The 16,040-nt window shown below is 39.8% G+C and carries 12 protein-coding genes; 4 read left to right on the top strand and 8 right to left on the bottom strand.

What is annotated here, in order from left to right; translation table 11 throughout:
- The 5 genes from D0T57_RS10500 to D0T57_RS10480 all read right to left on the bottom strand — a co-directional run.
- Nucleotides 1-556: DUF6044 family protein (locus D0T57_RS10500; protein WP_221412301.1), on the bottom strand; the 556-nt coding region annotated here is incomplete at its 3' end.
- A gap of 4 nt (nucleotides 557-560) precedes the next feature.
- Nucleotides 561-2,243, bottom strand: coding sequence for a DUF6044 family protein (locus tag D0T57_RS10495; RefSeq protein ID WP_163273449.1), 1,683 nt, complete (start codon nucleotides 2,241-2,243; stop codon nucleotides 561-563).
- On the bottom strand, nucleotides 2,244-3,377 hold the full coding sequence (gene rffA, locus D0T57_RS10490; protein ID WP_163273448.1) for a dTDP-4-amino-4,6-dideoxygalactose transaminase: 1,134 nt from the start codon (nucleotides 3,375-3,377) through the stop codon (nucleotides 2,244-2,246).
- An 18-nt stretch (nucleotides 3,378-3,395) separates the two neighbouring features.
- Nucleotides 3,396-4,097 carry a GNAT family N-acetyltransferase gene (locus D0T57_RS10485; protein ID WP_163273447.1) on the bottom strand — a complete coding sequence of 234 codons (702 nt, stop codon included), beginning with the start codon at nucleotides 4,095-4,097 and terminating at the stop codon, nucleotides 3,396-3,398.
- Between the two features lie 14 nt (nucleotides 4,098-4,111).
- A complete protein-coding gene (locus D0T57_RS10480; RefSeq protein WP_163273446.1) occupies nucleotides 4,112-5,041 on the bottom strand; it encodes a glycosyltransferase family 2 protein in 930 nt (309 codons plus the stop codon).
- A gap of 249 nt (nucleotides 5,042-5,290) precedes the next feature.
- Here D0T57_RS10480 and D0T57_RS10475 point away from each other — a divergent pair, with 249 nt between their 5' ends.
- Nucleotides 5,291-7,570, top strand: coding sequence for a cation:proton antiporter (locus D0T57_RS10475; protein ID WP_163273445.1), 2,280 nt, complete (start codon nucleotides 5,291-5,293; stop codon nucleotides 7,568-7,570).
- A 44-nt stretch (nucleotides 7,571-7,614) separates the two neighbouring features.
- Nucleotides 7,615-9,831, top strand: a complete 2,217-nt coding sequence (locus D0T57_RS10470; protein ID WP_163273444.1) for a lipopolysaccharide assembly protein LapB — start codon at nucleotides 7,615-7,617, stop codon at nucleotides 9,829-9,831.
- Nucleotides 9,832-9,885: 54 nt separating this feature from the next.
- On the opposite strand, the gene D0T57_RS10465 is transcribed toward D0T57_RS10470, so the two are convergent.
- From D0T57_RS10465 to D0T57_RS10455, 3 genes are all read right to left on the bottom strand, one after another.
- On the bottom strand, nucleotides 9,886-11,055 hold the full coding sequence (locus D0T57_RS10465) for a glycosyltransferase (protein ID WP_163273443.1): 1,170 nt from the start codon (nucleotides 11,053-11,055) through the stop codon (nucleotides 9,886-9,888).
- Nucleotides 11,056-11,189: 134 nt separating this feature from the next.
- Nucleotides 11,190-12,347 (bottom strand): diaminopimelate decarboxylase, encoded by a 1,158-nt coding sequence (lysA, locus tag D0T57_RS10460; protein WP_163273442.1) that lies wholly within the window; start codon nucleotides 12,345-12,347, stop codon nucleotides 11,190-11,192.
- 15 nt (nucleotides 12,348-12,362) lie between these two features.
- Nucleotides 12,363-13,676 (bottom strand): aspartate kinase, encoded by a 1,314-nt coding sequence (locus D0T57_RS10455; protein ID WP_163273441.1) that lies wholly within the window; start codon nucleotides 13,674-13,676, stop codon nucleotides 12,363-12,365.
- A gap of 213 nt (nucleotides 13,677-13,889) precedes the next feature.
- On the opposite strand from D0T57_RS10455, the gene D0T57_RS10450 reads away from it, so the two are divergent.
- Nucleotides 13,890-15,059, top strand: a complete 1,170-nt coding sequence (locus D0T57_RS10450) for a lactonase family protein (protein ID WP_163273440.1) — start codon at nucleotides 13,890-13,892, stop codon at nucleotides 15,057-15,059.
- Nucleotides 15,060-15,092: 33 nt separating this feature from the next.
- On the top strand, nucleotides 15,093-15,953 hold the full coding sequence (locus D0T57_RS10445) for a hypothetical protein (RefSeq protein ID WP_163273439.1): 861 nt from the start codon (nucleotides 15,093-15,095) through the stop codon (nucleotides 15,951-15,953).
- Nucleotides 15,954-16,040: the final 87 nt, after the last annotated feature.

Genomic DNA, 16,040 nt, shown 5'->3' with positions numbered 1-16,040 from the left:
TTAATGAAGAATAAAAAGCATATATAATAAGAATCAGCCAGTTATAGTACCGTATGTTTCCCTGCCTAAGATTAAGGAAGGCAAAAAGAACAGCAGGTACACCGGCAATATGAGGCGAAAACGACCAAAAAGGCAATAACCCAAAAAGAACAGAAACAACAATGGAAATATATAAAGGCGTATCCTGGGGTAACATATGTTTCTTCAACAGCAAATACATACCAAAGAATGCAATCAGAGCAACCAGATATTTACTGAAAACGTATCCCCAAAACATACCAAACATTTTGAACCACAAGTAGCTTATATCATATACCGGACATAAGGAAGAAAGGGGGATGCCATCCATCATTTGGTTGATGGTGGTATCTAATGGAAGGAATGGACCACCTTGGTCTAATACCATTTTAGCCCATACGAGATTAGAATCAAGATTGTCCCAAATAGGTATATGGATGTTTTCTCCCAGGAACAGATATGGCGAGAACACAACTGTAATGAGAAGGAAACCTAATAGTAAAAGATTCTTCTCTTTTGTAAAAAATTGGGTATTCATTTATTCAAATTATTTCGTATAAGTATATCGTCCAGTGAGATGTTTCGTAATTATCGAATATTTTCATCAATCTTAGTCGGCTATTATAGTCTGTGTTTATCTCGGTTGACGATATTATATATTGTCCATTCATTTCTTTTATCAGACTGTAATCGAGATCTAGGTGTTGGATGGGGGATAGGTTGTTAGCATAGTAAACAGTAATAAAATGAAAAGGAATTTCAGTAGAAAATAAATAACACTGGCAACCCCAAAAATCAAAATGAGCTTTATAAGCATCATTCTTTTCTAATTCTTTTCCTATAACTTTTCTGAATTTGTATTTGTATGATAAAGGATAGCTTGCAGAAAAACCATCGAGTGTATTAAAACCATTATATTGGGATATTGCAGGATGAAGACATACACTAGTTACTTTGTATGAAGTTTGTTCTTTACCTATATACTGTTTTATATCATTAAATTGCTGTTCTGCATAGAATTTATTATAGGAAGGGTTATTCAGGTTTGTATAGTAAGGCTGAGAACTGAATAAAACAAAAGATTGGGTTAATATAATGATAATACATATGTATTTTCCCCACCTAACAGAGATCTGTATATAATACAATGATATTGCGAATAACATATACCATGAGGCAGGCCATAACCAAGATATACGAGAAAGATCTATCGGTAATATTTTGTTCATAATAAATACGATATCCGAAAATACACTCCATCTGTATAGTATGTATAATATGTTTGATGATACGACGAAGATAAGGAGGAGTATAAATACTTTATTTTTTTTCTTATATTTAATCATTAAGAAGCTTGCAATAAATAGCGATACTAATATATATCTATTTAGGCTTACTGTATGAAAGAAAAATAAATTATTGTTAGTCTCTTTAGCCATTTGCTTTATTATGCCCCATATATTATCTCCAGAAATATAATATTCTATTCGGTGTGAAGTATAATTACTATCAGCAAAAAATGAATAAAATAACGGCAAATGACTTATTACATACATCAGACTCAACAAAATAATACCCATAAACAAATATTTGCTATTTTTTCTTTTCCTAATCAAGTCCCAGACCCATAAACATGACATGGTGACCAGCAAGAAAAATCCGACAAGTATTAATGAAGAATAAAAAGCATATATAATAAGAATCAGCCAGTTATAGTACCGTATGTTTCCCTGCCTAAGATTAAGGAAGGCAAAAAGAACAGCAGGTATACCGGCAATATGAGGCGAAAACGACCAAAAAGGCAATAACCCAAAAAGTACAGAAACAACAATGGAAATATATAAAGGCGTATCCTGGGGTAACATATGTTTCTTCAACAGCAAATACATACCGAAGAATCCAATCAGAGCAACCAGATATTTGCTGAAAGCATATCCCCAAAACATACCAAATATCTTGAACCACAAGTAGCTTATGTCATATACCGGACATATGGAAGATAGGGGTACTCCATCCATCATTTGGTCGATAGTTGTATCTAATGGAAGGAATGGACCACCTTGGTCTAATACCATTTTAGCCCATACGAGATTAGAATCAAGATTGTCCCAAATAGGTATATGGATGTTTTCTCCCAAAAACAGATATGGAGAGAACACAACTGTAATCAGCAGAAAACCTAATAGTAGAAGATTCTTCTCTTTTGTAAAAAAAATATGAAACATTTATATTTGCTTAATTATATTAATAACCTTGGCTATATCATTATCAGTCAATTCATAATAAAAAGGCAATCGCACCAGAGTATCAGTATATCTATCAGATTCAGATAGTATTCTGCCGTCATGTTTATCCTTGGCAAAAGGGCTAGAATGCAAACTTAGGTAATGAAAAACGCTGAGGATATCATTCGTCTTCAATCTGTTTATTATCTCTGTACGCTGTTGCAGACTTTCACAAACCATATAAAACATATGCGCATTGTTTGTAGAATAACTGGGAATGTCCGGCAATTTTATGTTATTTTTTTGAGCATAATCTTTTAGTCCCTCATGATAAGTATTCCAAATAGACTTTCTTTTGGCTTGTATGTCTTCCATGTTTTCAAGCTGCGCCCATAGGAATGCTGCTATTACTTCCGATGGCAAAAATGAACTGCCAACATCTACCCAGCCGTATTTGTCAACTTCTCCCCGGAAAAAAGCTGAACGGTTAGTCCCTTTTTCCCAGATTATCTCTGCCCTTTGCTCAAATTTCTTGTTGTTTACAACAAGCATGCCTCCCTCACCCGAAATGATGTTTTTAGTTTCATGGAACGAAAAAGCGGCAAGGTCGCCGATAGAGCCTAAAGCCCTTTTTGTTCCATCCTTACTAATATAATAGTTGTCTATAGCCTGTGCCGCATCCTCTATTACATATAAGTTATATTTACGTGCCAGTTCCATAAGCTTGTCCATATCGCATGCAAATCCTGCATAATGTACAGGAACTATCGCCTTGGTTTTGGGTGTTATCAAAGCTTCTATTTTGTCAACATCCATATTTGGATTATTTGCCATAGAGTCGGCGAATACAATCTTTGCCCCTCTCAACACAAAAGCATTTGCAGTACTTACGAATGTATATGATGGCATAATAATTTCATCACCTGGCCGGGTATCTATAAGTATAGCAGCCATTTCGAGAGCATCGGTGCAGGAAGTAGTAAGAAGGCACTTGTTGAAATTATAATGCTCTTCAAAGAAGCTTTGGCATTTTTTTGTAAAGATACCATTCCCGGAGATTTTTCCCGATGATACAGCCTGATATATATAATGGGCTTCTTTGCCTGTCAGGTAAGGCTTGTTGAAAGGTATCATAAATCCAATTATTTGTGGTTATAACCAAAAATGGTATATGTTGTTTGTCTCTTTTTCTGTTAATCCGCATTTGCGATAAAAATCACATGCATTTTTGTTATCCTTTTGTGTAGCTACCTCCCAAAAGGATATACCATTATTGTACAGATATATTTGTACAGCATTCATTAATTTTCGCCCCAGTCCTCTTTTTTGTAAAGAGCTATCAGTTGCAATAAGACCTATAGTACCAGTGTCTATGCTTTTTTTTACAGTGACCAGACCGACAATCATATTCTCTTTATTATAGGCTACAAATGTTTTGTCTGCAATTTCTTTTTTTAAAGAATTTTCTACCCATGTCCTATAAAATTTTTTAAATTCGGCTTCTGTAAAATGATAATCAGTCTTATATCGGGAATAACTGCCACTAAGGTATGCCAGATTCAATAACTCTTCGTTGACTATTGTACCTTCAAATTCTTTTATATCTGAAATATCTTTATTTGTGATATTTGTTATCCCTTTAAATATGATTTTCTGATCTACCAGCGATCCGTTAAATCTATCAAGGATAGTGTTTTCTATCAGAAGAGATTCTTTTGTAAAACAATATATAAGATTGTATCCAGACTTTCTAGCATTGTCTAATAAATCAGATAGATTTGATTTATTAGTAATGCTTATCCGTCCAATTTTTCTTTTGAAAAAGCCTGAGTCCCATTGTAAATATTCAACCATCTTCTCTAACTGGTTTAAATCTCTTTTCTGTTAATCGTTTTAGCCACTATATAAATTGGTCGCTTCTTTACACTTTCAAAAGTCTTTCCCACATAAAGCCCCACCATACCTAGTGTAATAATAATAATTCCAAATAAGAACCAAATGGAAATAATCAAGCTAGCATATCCCATCACAGTAATATTACCAGCCAGCCACATAATAAAAGTATAAAATGCAGCAAGAATGGACAACAAAGAAATTGCAACACCGACTTTTACTGTAAGGCGTACAGGTTTGTCCGAATATGCTAATATAATATCTAGGGCCAGATTTATCAGTTTCTTGAAGTTATAAGAAGTTTTTCCCTCAAATCGTGGATTATGCTCTACTTGTATCTTCGTACGCTCAAAACCTACCCAATTTATCATTGTAGGGAAGTAGCGGATAGATTCTCGCATGGAACACACTGCATCAATTACAGCTTTGCTGTAAATACCAAAATTGGCAATATCCTTATCTTGTTTTACTCCCGTAAGATAAGATAATATTTTATAGAAAATGGCAGAAGTTATTCTTTTTAATAACGTATCTTGTCGCTCGTAACGTTTGGCGAGTACTATACTATAGCCCTCCTGTGCCTTTTTGTAAAGATTTGGAATTTCTTCGGGGCGATCTTGTAAATCGCAGTCCATAACCACAATCCAGTCTCCAGTAGCATAATCCAAGCCTGCTGAAATAGCATAATGTTGCCCAAAATTACGACTTAATTTCAGCCCTATAACTTTATCGTTTTTGCTCGCGATCTGTTCTATAACCTCCCAAGAATTATCTGGTCCGCAATCCTCTACAAGTATAATCTCATAATCGCAAGTAATATTTGAGATAGACTGCTCAATTCTTTTAACTAAGACAGGTATTATTTTTTCGGCTTTATAAACAGGGCTTACAATTGATATCTTCATTAATCAAATTTATAATCGTCAAGGGTCATTTCATTTAATCATATAATTATAATTAAACAACAAAGATAACCAATTTCGACAAACTACTGAAATTTATTATTAATCCCTTACCTATTACACCTCTCCTTTTTGCAATTTTTTTGTTATTTTCTACCCTGCGCTTATACGAAACCGGCCGGTTTTAGCATTAAAAATCGTATCTTTGTTCTGGAAATCCGGAAATATATCTGAAAACTGAGAATTGAGTTTATGAAGAAATATAAAAACCTAATCTTTTATACTTCCGTTATTACGTTTTTTTCTGCCCTTATATATATTATCGCCAAACTCGGAAAGAATAATCTGGAAACAAAACAAAATGTTTATGGGTTGGCATCGCAAAATTCGGGATGGGAAAGTTTTCTTGTCCAATTGGCTGGCGATGTTGCCGAACCAATGGCTATACTGCTTTTGCAAATTGTAGTTATCCTGCTTGCTGTCAGACTATTCGGGTGGATTTGTCAGAAGATAGGGCAACCTACTGTAGTGGGAGAAATATTAGCCGGAGTTATATTAGGCCCCTCACTCTTAGGATACTATTTTCCCGGTGTCTCAGCTTTTCTTTTTCCCGAATATTCGCTCGAAACCATAGAGTTCCTTAGCCAGATAGGATTGATACTATTCATGTTTATCGTAGGACTCGAACTCAATCTCAAAACGCTGAAAAACAAGGCCAACGAAGCCCTTATAATAAGCCATACGAGTATTGTCGTGGCATTTGCATTGGGTATGGTTGTCGCCTACCAGTTGTTTGGCACATTCACATACGAAGAAACACCGTTCCTGCCCTTCGCCCTGTTTATGGGTATTGCAATGAGTATTGCCGCCTTCCCTGTGATGGCGCGTATCGTACACGAGCGAGAGATGAATAAGACGCCACTAGGGGCAATGATTATCACCTGTGCCGCCATAGATGACATTACAGCATGGTGCTTACTTGCAGCCGTTATTGCCATCGTAAAAGCCGGATCGGTGGCGAGTGCCCTTTATACCATCCTGCTGGCAGTAGCTTATGTACTGATAATGTTTAAGGTGGTACGCCCGTTTCTAAAGCGCGTGGTAGAGATGCAGTCGTCGAGCCGTATCATTAGCAAATCGGCAATTGGTATTTTTTTCTTTGTGCTGTTCCTCTCTTCCTATGCCACCGAGGTAATAGGCATACATGCCCTTGTCGGCGCATTTCTGGCAGGTGTGATTATGCCGCCGAGCCACAATTTCAGGAACCTGTTTACCGAGAAGATCGAAGATATTTCACTGGTGTTGCTTCTGCCTCTGTTTTTTGTATATACAGGATTGCGTACGCAGATCGGACTGTTGAACGATCCGGCCATGTGGATTATATGCGGAGGTATTGTCATCGTAGCCATAGTAGGTAAACTTGTGAGTAGTGCTTTCGCTTCCCGTTTTGTAGGGTACAATTGGAAAGACAGCCTGATAATAGGTTCGCTGATGAATACACGCGGACTGATACAACTGGTGGTGCTGAACATCGGCCTCGATTTAGGTATCCTTACCCCCGAAGTATTCGTAATGATGGTGGTGGTAGCCCTTACTACAACATTTATGACATCGCCCGCCCTCAGCCTTATCGAAAAAATATTCAGCAAAAGAGAAACCGGAAAAGAGCAGGTCGAAGAATCGAAATACAAGATACTCGTTTCGTTCGACAATGCCTATATAGGCCTCAAACTGCTGTTGATAGCAAACAGCCTGATACGCAAGAAACAAAACCATTCCGAACTGTCGATGTTGCATCTCTCGGAAGGAAATCTGCTTTATCAATATGGCATCGAAGAAGAAGAGGAAGAACTGTTTAAACCCGTAGATGAGGAGGCAAAAAAACTGGGACAATCTTATACCCCGATATTCAAAGTAGTGGGAGACGTAAGCACAGGCGTTGCCAAAATAGCCAACAAAGGCGAATACGACTTCCTTTTGATAGGGCATCGCGGCTCGGTTTTCTCCGACAACGTATTTGGCCGGGTATTAGGGTTCTCTAACAAACTGCTGCATATCCCCAACTATCTCCTGTCTAAACTGGGAAACCACAAAAGCTGGCAACCGATATTAGCCGCGCCCATTGACGAAGGTACACGTACCATCGTTTCGAAGAGTGATATGCCGGTTGGCATATTTATTGATAAAGGATTAAAGAATATAAGGAATATTTTTGTTCCCATACTTAGCGAAGACGACATCTTTGTTAGCGAATTTATGCAACGCCTGGCCGAAAACTCGTATGTGAGGATTACCCTATGGGATGCTATCGGGCTGGCAGACAGTTCGATGGATTTCATAAAAGCAGTGAGAGCTATCAAGGCTATCAATCCTTATTTGTTCCAATTGTGGAATAATAATATACCCGTAGATGGCGATATCCTCAAAGGGCAAGACTTGATCCTTATAGGGCTGAATAGCTGGAGGGTGCTCGAAAGCAAAAATCCGAAGCTAATGAAAGATGCGCCATCTACCTTAGTATTAACCGATTAACAAATAGTGTTTCGAAAGTGAGGCAACTGAACTAAAAAGACTTGATGAATAGCCGCGACATAATATCATTGAAAAGGGAAATCTTGCAAAACCTGTCAAAAAGGCAGTTGAAAGATGCTTTTGCCTTATTGGGTAAACTGACAATAAATACACAGGATTGGAAAATATCGGAAACTTTGAGCGAACTGGAGACTAATTATAAATTTATGCTCCATTACATGTTCGAAGGAGTAGAAGACAGTCAGCGTAAAGCTTTATATAATAAGCTTCTGCGTTCGTTGTACGAACTGACAGACGATGCTGCCGACGAACTGCTCAATACCGATTCGTCGAATGTATTTTACGAAAAATACCGGATCAATGCTTTGAAACAGCAAAGTTTGACGGATTATCACAGCGACCTGAAAGAAATTACGGCGTCTATTTCCCTTCTCGACCTGTTGGAGAATGCAGAAGAAAAAAATGCGAAAAACATTGAGTTTGCCATCCGTCGCGAGCGTCTGGCTTCCGATATGTTTACCTCAGTCTTTGTTTCGCCAAGAGCCGGCGAGAAAGATCAGGAAGAACATATTGCCTTTATAGATAATATCGACTTGCCCGTACGCGAAAAATGCCTCTTTATATCAGCCTTGTCGCTTAGCCTTTTTCACCGTTTCGATGCCCGTAAAGTACAAGTATTGATGCATACTGCTACAGCCGATAATATGCAGCTAAGAGCAAGGTCTATAGTCGGTTTGGTGATTGTTATGCAAATGTACGATATCCGTTGGGCTCTTTATCCGGAGTTGCAAGACAGGCTGGCAATCATGTCGGAAGACCCTGATTTCCGCAAAGCAGTCTTGCGTACTATAATACAGCTTATCCGTTCGCGCGAGACAGAAGAAATAACCAAGAAAATAAAAGAAGAGATACTGCCCGAAATGATGAAGCTCAACAGCCTTGCCGGGCGTAAGCTCAACATGGAAGAGCTGATGGGGGCAGACCTCGATCTTTCGGAGAAAAATCCTGAATGGAAGAAAGAACTCGAAGAATCGGATTTAGGTAAAAAATTACAGGAATACTCGCACTTGCAGATGGAAGGAGCGGATGTATTCCACTCTACATTTGCCAGCCTGAAAAGCTTTCCTTTCTTTTCGGATATGAGTAACTGGTTCCTTCCGTTCGACCCATCGTATTCGGAAGTAGCACCGCTTTTTCCCGACGATAAGACTAACAATTTGTTGAAAGCAGCGGTACTGGATTCCGGCCATATGTGCAATTCGGACAAGTATTCTTTCTGTCTTAGCCTCAAACAAATACCACAGGCGCAACGCGAAATGATGATGGGGCAAATGGGGGCAGAATCGGAAGAGGTAAAGCAACTACAGCGCGAAGCTCAAGCCATGAACCCAAGAGTGGATGAGGAAGTGGTTTCGAATCAGTATATGCAGGATTTATACCGCTTCTTCAAAGTTAATCCATATAGGAATAACTTTTTCGATATATTCAGCCTGAGCCTCAATTTCCTCAATAAACAGTCGATAGCCCCGCTTATTTCCGACAACGAGAGTATGAGGAAGATAGCACATTATTGCTTCGACAAGAATAATTTCAAAGAAGCCCTTTATATATTCGAAAAGATGATAAAGGCCGATGAGCAGAATGAAGACCTCTGGCAAAAGATTGGTTATTGCCGTCAGATGCTCAACAACAACGATGGAGCGCTGGAAGCCTACCTGCAAGCAGACCTGTTGAGGCCCGATAATTCGTGGATTATAAAGCGTATAGCCCAATTATATCGTGCACAGAAGAAAGCAGGGCTCGCACTTTCTTATTACCGGAAAGCTGCAAAACTAAACCCCGACAATATTAATATAGAGCTCAATATAGGGCACTGCCTGCTGGAAACAGGGCAATATGAAGATGCACTGAATGCCTACTTCAAAGTGGAGTTGATAGACACAAAAGGCACGAAGGCGTTGCGCCCGATAGCATGGACATCATTCCTTTTGAAAAAATATGATGTTTCGCAAAGGTATTACAAGCGTATATTGGAACGAAAAACAACAATACACGATTATCTGAATGCCGGACATGTAGAACTATGTGTAGGCAATAAGAAAGAGGCTGTGGATTTTTATCGCCAGGCAGTGTATAAGGATAATGATTTTGAGTTGTTTGCCCTACTTTTCGATGCCGATAAAGATACGTTGATCAGTCACGGAGCCGACGAACAGTTATTCCCATTCTTATTCGACCAGATAAAGTATAAAATGGAGTAATAGAAATTTATACAGATAAACCATACAGAGGGAGGCAATCCGAGAACAAAGCGATTATCTCCTTTTCTTTTTTCCTCGCAAATTCAGATTATAAAAAGGCTGTATAATATCCATCATCAATAGTGAAAGGTGGAATATTCCCGCGCGGAAATATTTCGCTGCTTTGCCTATTATTATCAGTTGGATTGTGAGCCTCAGCAGGAAAAAGAAGATAGTGATGCCAAGCAATACCCAGTTGTGAGTCGTAACACTATAAGCAGAGAGGGCTACAACCATAGCATAAAATAAGAGCCGGCTCGAAGTTTCGGCAGTACTCAGATATTTTGTCCAGCCGCGAAAATATGGCTTGGTGGCGGCATATACATCCTTGATCGTTTCCCATTGCCAACGGCGGGAAATAGTTGTTTCCACAAAGCTGTTTTCGGAAAGTGCTACAGCGGTATTATTATCTCTGATAATCTGGTTGAGGAAAACATTTTCAGCATGTTCGATATTCAGCACCGAAGCAAATCCTTTCCGGTCGAAAAATAGATTTTTGCGGAACATTACATTACAGAAAGTTCCGGTCAATCCTTGCGACCTGATAGCTGTAGACAAATATTGCAGGCTGAATAAGAGGTTGTCGAAACGTGCAACCCTGTTGTAAAAATCCTTTGTATTGGTATAAAAAGAATGTCCCAGAACCACGCCTATGTTATCGTCCAACTGGTCCACCATCGACGATATCCATCCGGTTGATATCGGTCGCGAATATGGTTCGGTGAATAACAAAACATCTCCCTTCGCGGCCTTTATTCCTATCGTCAACGCCAGTTTCCGGCAGCCATATTTCTTATCATTCGAATAGGGTACATAAGTATAATAGAGCCTGCCCGGATACATGTTCCTGAGCGATATAAGCAAGTCTTGGGTCAGGTCGTTCGAACTATTGTCCACCACTACCACTTCAAAGTCGGGATAATCCTGCTTCAGCATCGGAAGGAGGTTTTTGGCTAGGGCATCGGCCTCGTTTTCGGCGGTAATGATTACCGATACTTTTGGTACCGGTTTGTTTTGTCCGGCACTGCCATTGTCGTCGCCGCTATTTCTTCTAGCCCGCGAATAAGGTGCTTTGTAATAGAAAAAATAGATATAAACCTGTACTATAAAGAGAATGGACAGGAGTACTAGAAGTATAATTTCTATTTCACTGAAAACGAAGTAAGACAATATTTTATCGAGCATACCAGCGTAATTTGTGCATTTTTCTATATGTTGTGAGCCGTATCATAAGATACGACTCACCGGTTTATTGCTAAATATTTATTCTAAACTCTATGCACATCCGTGCTTCTTTTCTCCAACCTTCCGGATCGTTTTCATATCTTATCCGAGAAATGCGCTTTAGGCAGGTCGCGGCAATTGTATTGCATAGCCATTATCTCGCCATATGCACCGGCCGAACGCAGAATGAGTATATCTCCACGCTTGGTTTCGGGAAGCATATAGTCTTTTACAAACACGTCAGACGATTCGCAGATAGGGCCTACCACGTCATATTTTACTTCCGGCATATCCGACGAAATGTTTTCGACCTTGTGGTACGCCTGATAGAGAGCCGGACGGATAAGGTCACTCATGCCAGCATCTACTATAACAAAATCTTTCACTTCTCCATGTTTGATATAAACAGCACGTGTAACCAATGTTCCTGTTTGCCCTACTATAGAGCGTCCCAGTTCGAAATGAACGAGTTGTCCGCTCCTCAATTTCAGGTTTTTATGGAATAGTTCAAAATATGAAGCAAAGTCGGGGATAGGGTTAGCATCGGGGTCTTCGTAATCTATACCTAGTCCGCCGCCTACGTTGATGTTTTCCAGTCTTATTTCTTTTTGTTCGAAATAATCCTGCAATTCGTTTATACGCATACATAGTGGCTCGAATACTTCGATATTTTCTATTTGCGAACCTATATGGAAATGCAGGCCTATAAGCTTAATGTTTTTCAGCGATTTAAGTAGTTCTATAGCATCGTCGATATGCGCCATGCTGAACCCGAATTTGTTTTCGCTGAGCCCTGTGGTTATATATTCGTGTGTATGTGCATCTACATTGGGGTTGATACGCAAAGCTACCTGTGCTATCTTGCCTTTTTTGCATGCCAGTTCGTTTATAACTGATAGTTCGGGCAACGATTCCACATTGAAGCAAAAGATATTAAGGTCGAGGGCTAGATTTATTTCCTTATCGGTTTTGCCTACTCCGGCAAAGACAATTTTCGAAGCCGGGAAACCTGCATTGACAGCAGCTTTTACTTCGTTTCCGCTTACACAATCGGCTCCAAATCCTTCGGATGCGATAAGGCTCAAAATACGGCTGTTGGCATTTGCTTTTACTGCATAATGCTGTTGGTAGCCATATTTTTTAGTTTCTTCTTTTACTATTTTGAGCGTCTTTTTCAGTAGCTCCATATCGTAATAGTAGTAAGGAGTTTCTATGCCTTTCAGTTTCTCAAGAGGAAAATTTCCTTTTGTCATCAGATAATAAAAAAATTAATTAAACAATTTATCATTCAATATTTGCAGTGCCTTTTCCTTATACTGTTTGTCGATAAGGAATGAGAAGTTGTATCTGCTACCTCCGTACGAAATCATAGATACTGGGATCTCTTTCACAGCATCGAGTATATCCGATGCAAACCGCGAGTTGTCCGATTCCAGATTTCCTATAACAGATATTATCACCATGCCGGTATCGGCAGACACTGTTCCATATTTTTTCAGGTCGTTTACTATCAGCTCTAGTTTACGGTTGTCGTCGATAGTGAGCGAGACTCCTATTTCGGATGTCGTCAGCATATCTATCGCAGTCTGGTAGTTTTCGAATACTTCGGCCACGCGGCGAAGAAATCCGTGAGCCAGAAGCATACGTCCTGAGGTTATTTTTACCGCTGTAATATCATCTTTGGCAGCCACCGCTTTTATGGTGCTGTCTGTTGTTTTGTTCGAAATGAGCGTGCCCGGTGCATCGGGGTATTGCGTATTTTTCAGGCAAACCGCTATGTCGGCAAGCTTAGCGGGAAGTACGCTCGACGGATGCAGTATCTTTGTGCCGAAGTACGCCAGTTCGGCAGCTTCGTCGAAGTTGAGCAACGGTATGGCTTTTGTTCCTTTCACGTAGCGCGGGTCGTTGTTCTGCATGGCGTCTACATCTGCCCATATCTGTATTTCTTTGGCATCTACAGCCACCCCGACAAGCGAAGCTGTATAGTCGCTACCTCCTTTGCGCAGGTCGTCTATTTCGCCATAAGCGTTGCGGGTGATATAGCCTTGTGTAATGTATATATCTGCATCTTTAGCCTCATCGAGCAATGCCTGGAGTTTTTCCTTGATATACACTGGGTCGGGCGTACCGTTTTTGTCAGTCCGCATAAAATCAAGTGCTGCGATAAGTGTCGATTTCATACCTCTCTCCTGCATATAGAGATGGAATATTTCCGAACTCAACAGTTCCGACTGAGCAAGCACCGACCGTTCTTCAAACAAGGTGAACAAGTCTTTGGTAAAAGTCCTGATATAGCTGAACTTTTCGGTTACCACTGCTATTGCCTTTTCGCCGAATGATGCATCCGAAAACAGGTCGCCGACAAGCTGCCTGTAATCTTTTTCCAGCTTGTTGATGATTTCGATGGCACCTTCCTGGTTCTTTTTATAAAGATAGTCCGAGACTTCGGCCAATGCTTCTGCCGTGCCACGTATCGAAGACAAGACAATGATATTGCCTTTTCCCTTTTCTACGATAGCTGCTACCTGCTTTATTTTATCGGCTGTAGCTATAGATGCGCTGCCAAATTTGAGTACCTTCATAATCTTTATTGTTTTCAGACGAAATGCAAAATTAAGAAAAATTTCGGGCTTTGATTTCAGACTATGGATATATATTTTACTTTCGACAGTATTTTTTATATACAAAACACAAAATGACCACTTTGGGTTTTCTATTGAAGCAACTTTTTCTTTAATTTGTATTTTTATGAAATTTAAACAGGCTCTAAGAAGCAAATCACTTAAAATATTGTTATGAAAAAATATGTCTTTTTTATATTTCTGTCTTTGATTATGGTGTCGTGCAACAATAAAAAGAAGAGGAGTAATACGGATCTGGATGATATTGAGATGGCTGTTGCGGCAGAGTCGTCCATGTTCCTGCTTGTGGGTACGTATACCGATACAGGTAGCGAGGGGATTTATGTCTATAGGTTCGATACCATATCGGGAAATAGCGAGCTGAAAAGTTTGGCAAGGCAAGACAATCCATCTTACCTGAACCTGAGCAACGACGAGCGTTTTGTATATGCCGTGTCGGAAGGTGAGGGGGATAGGGCCGTTGTTGCAGCTTACAGTTTCGATAAAGGAGGAGATTCTTTAAGGCTGATGAATACAATGCCCACCGGTGGCGATGCCCCGTGCTATGTGGTTGCCGATAAGGACAATCGTTACCTGGTGACTGCAAATTATAGTGGTGCTAGTATTTCCCTCTTCCCTTTGGTGGCAGATGGTTCTATTGGCGGCGAGCCGAAGATCTTTGGTTTCGAAGGGAAAGGTATTCATCCCGAAAGGCAGAAAAGACCACATTTGCATTGTGTTCAGTTTTCTCCCGATGACAGATATCTGTATGCTACCGATTTGGGGACAGATAGAATATATAAGTTTCAAACAAGAGATTCTGGGGGGGGATTCCTGATGAAAGGTGAACCTGAATCTTTTAAAGTAGCCGATGGTTCGGGTCCCCGTCACCTCACATTCCATCCTGACGGAAAATTCGCTTACCTGATCAATGAAATAGGCGGAACGGTAATCGGTTTCAATTATAATGAAGAAACCGGTGACCTCTCAGAATTTCAGACAATAGTAGCCGACACGCTCCATGCGCAGGGTAGTGGCGATATCCATGTTTCGCCCGATGGTAAGTTTTTATATGCTTCTAACCGTTTGCAAGGCGATGGTATCGCTATTTTTTCTATCGACCGGAATACTGGCAAATTGGAAAATGCAGGTTACCAGCCTACAGGGATACATCCACGCAACTTCGTAATATCGCCTAACGGAAAATACCTGCTGGTAGCCAACCGCGATAGTAATATGATACAGGTATTTCTACGCAACAAAGCAACAGGATTGCTTGAAACCACTGGGCTGAATATAGAGTTGGACAAGCCTGTGTGCCTTAAATTTGCTCATTCGTATTAATCACAGAGTTACTCAGTTTAAGAATAGTATCTATTGAAAACAAGATTATTTATTGTGACAATCATATCCTTGTTGGTTGCCACCAATGTTTTGGCGCAAACAAGAACGGATTTAACCGGGATGTATTCTCCCGAAAAAGGCAGTGGCGATCCTCACGGCTTTGTCAATTTGCTGGTCAGCCCCGAACATACATACGGAATTGTGTTTTTCGGAGGGGCTGTGGTGGGTACATGGAAAGAATTAGATGAATACCTGATTCTTGAGCCGGATACTACCTACAACGATGATTTTTATATGTATGCCCTATACAACGATGTGCAAAAAAACATTTCTATCCAGTTCGATGGTTTTGGCGATGAAGATGCTTTATACTCATTCGATGATGACGCAGTTATGCATCCGGTATTCAATGAAAACCCAAATTGTTTCAACTACCCCTATACTAAATCTGTAAAGAAAGGGGCGTATAAAGAAATACATCTGGCAATAAAGGCGGATAAAAGTTATGGGCAAAAAGATGCTTCTATAGAAGCACTTGTCTATACATTTGCCCTGGATGCAGGGTATAATGATTTTAAAATTGTGCTGAACGAACTAAAGCAGGAAAAAATGTATCCGATGCTGGGTGTGTCGAAAGGTAACAAGTTGATAATAGAACACAAGGCTTTTGCTAAACGAAGCTCGTGGGACGAAATATCAGATGATGATAAGCATGGGATACGAATGCTGACTTCCCATATTGGCAAGCCCATAGAAGGGCGTCCCTTTGGCGAAATGGTGGACGAAATGTGGATAGAGACATTTTATCCTGTAGTTCCTTATATAAGAAAGGAGTATAAAATGGTTCGTTCCGACACGAACAATCTGTTTGACGCTGAATGTAAAGATAGGTGATGTGGATACTGTACTCCGTTTGTGTGTTTTGCCACATTTGAAAAGATTTCTCATAAAAGCAGATAATAATGTTAAATATTGACATTC

It is taken from the genome of Dysgonomonas sp. 511 (assembly GCF_010501105.1).
In the GTDB taxonomy this organism is placed as follows: domain Bacteria; phylum Bacteroidota; class Bacteroidia; order Bacteroidales; family Dysgonomonadaceae; genus Dysgonomonas.
The sequence above is the reverse complement of the archived record's forward strand: the minus strand, read 5'-3'. Positions and strand labels throughout refer to the sequence as shown.

Excerpts from the sequence above, each read along its gene's own strand:
- D0T57_RS10470 (WP_163273444.1), top strand. The coding sequence starts at position 7,615 with ATGAATAGCCGCGACATAATATCATTGAAAAGGGAAATCTTGCAAAAC.
- lysA (WP_163273442.1), bottom strand. The coding sequence starts at position 12,347 with ATGACAAAAGGAAATTTTCCTCTTGAGAAACTGAAAGGCATAGAAACT.
- D0T57_RS10485 (WP_163273447.1), bottom strand. The coding sequence starts at position 4,097 with ATGGTTGAATATTTACAATGGGACTCAGGCTTTTTCAAAAGAAAAATT.
- D0T57_RS10475 (WP_163273445.1), top strand. The coding sequence starts at position 5,291 with ATGAAGAAATATAAAAACCTAATCTTTTATACTTCCGTTATTACGTTT.
- rffA (WP_163273448.1), bottom strand. The coding sequence starts at position 3,377 with ATGATACCTTTCAACAAGCCTTACCTGACAGGCAAAGAAGCCCATTAT.
- D0T57_RS10455 (WP_163273441.1), bottom strand. The coding sequence starts at position 13,676 with ATGAAGGTACTCAAATTTGGCAGCGCATCTATAGCTACAGCCGATAAA.
- D0T57_RS10465 (WP_163273443.1), bottom strand. The coding sequence starts at position 11,055 with ATGCTCGATAAAATATTGTCTTACTTCGTTTTCAGTGAAATAGAAATT.
- D0T57_RS10480 (WP_163273446.1), bottom strand. The coding sequence starts at position 5,041 with ATGAAGATATCAATTGTAAGCCCTGTTTATAAAGCCGAAAAAATAATA.
- D0T57_RS10495 (WP_163273449.1), bottom strand. The coding sequence starts at position 2,243 with ATGTTTCATATTTTTTTTACAAAAGAGAAGAATCTTCTACTATTAGGT.
- D0T57_RS10450 (WP_163273440.1), top strand. The coding sequence starts at position 13,890 with ATGAAAAAATATGTCTTTTTTATATTTCTGTCTTTGATTATGGTGTCG.